This is a genomic window from Lactobacillus sp. A27 (genome assembly GCF_016742815.1).
Lineage (GTDB): Bacteria > Bacillota > Bacilli > Lactobacillales > Lactobacillaceae > Lactobacillus > Lactobacillus gallinarum.
Map to the genome: position 1 here is coordinate 1 of NZ_JAEHNT010000117.1, position 1,427 is coordinate 1,427.

Consider the following 1,427-nt stretch of genomic DNA (forward strand, 5'->3'; position numbering starts at 1 on the left):
TAACTAAAAAGGATAAAATTCATATTTTTGAAGAATGGACTTTAGAAAATAAACGTGGAACGTACTTAAGTAAGAAATATGGTATCAGAAGAGAAAAGGTAAATTATCTAATAAATTTAATTAAAATTCATGGCTTATCAGTACTTGATAAATCTTATACGCATTACTCAAAAGAGTATAAAGAACATGCCATAAAAAGAGTGCTTTTAGGAAATGAATCGATTAATGCAGTAGCACTTGATCTAGGTTTGCCTGGTAATGGTATGTTAAGCAATTGGATTCGCTCTTACAAAGAAAATGGATATAATGTCGTTATCAAGAAGAAAGGACGACGAATCCATGAGCAAGAAAGAGTTAAACGAATTAGAACGGCTCAAGCAAGAAAACGCCAAGTTGCGTCGCCAGAATTTAAAGCTTACTGTCGAAAACGCATATATAAAAAAATTGGATGCCTTGGTTCAAAAAAGAAAGAGCCAACCAAAACAGAAATAGCACAAGCTGTTACCGAATTGAGGCATGAACTGGGGCTCGCAGTAAAGAAGATCATTGAAATTATTAACGCTAACGAAGATCTGCCGCACATCTCGCGCAGTAACTACTATGACGTTTATACTCGTGAGGATAAGGATCAAGTTCATCATAGTGATGTGATGATGCGCATTCGGGAGATCTATGATGAGATTAAGAATCGTTATGTTGCCCCAGGTTATCGTCGTATTACACATATTTTGCATCGTGAAGGTTATCAGATTAATCGTAAAACTGTTAATCGTTTAATGCGCAAAATGGATTTGTACGGTTATGTGATGAAGCGTAGACATCCATATAGCAGCTATCAAGGAGATATTAAAGGCAGAATCAAACCAGACTTAATTAAACGCAAATTCTTTGCTTTAAGACCGAATATGAAATGGTATACCGATATTACCGAATTCAATCTAAGGGGTAAGAAACTCTATTTATCACCTATTATTGATGGCTGCGGACGTGATATCGTTGCTTATAATATTTCTCGTCATCCTAATCTGAAACAAGTGATGTCAATGTTGGATGATGCTTTTAAAACTAATCAGGCACTAAATGGTTTAATCTTTCATACAGATCGAGGCTGGCAATACCAACACAAGGCTTATCAACATGAACTAGCTATTCGCGGTATTGAACAAAGCATGTCTAGAAAAGGCTGTTCTCCAGATGATGGCTTAATGGAGGGCTTCTTTGGCATTCTCAAACGTGAAATGTTCTATGGTCAGGAGAAGAAATATGCTTCACTTGACGAATTAGAGCAAGCTATCAGAAAATATATAGACTATTACAATACGGAAAGAACTAAGGATAAACTAAAAGAACTTACTCCGATAGAATATCGGAATAAGTCCTTAGTCGCATAATATCAATAAAGTGTCCGAAAAATGCGGGTCACTACA

General features: G+C 35.9%; 1 protein-coding gene. It reads left to right on the top strand.

The window, feature by feature from the left end; translation table 11 throughout:
- A partial coding sequence (locus JEM49_RS10050; protein WP_242509825.1) for an IS3 family transposase occupies window positions 1-1,391 on the top strand: 1,391 nt, incomplete at its 5' end.
- Window positions 1,392-1,427 lie beyond the last annotated feature (36 nt).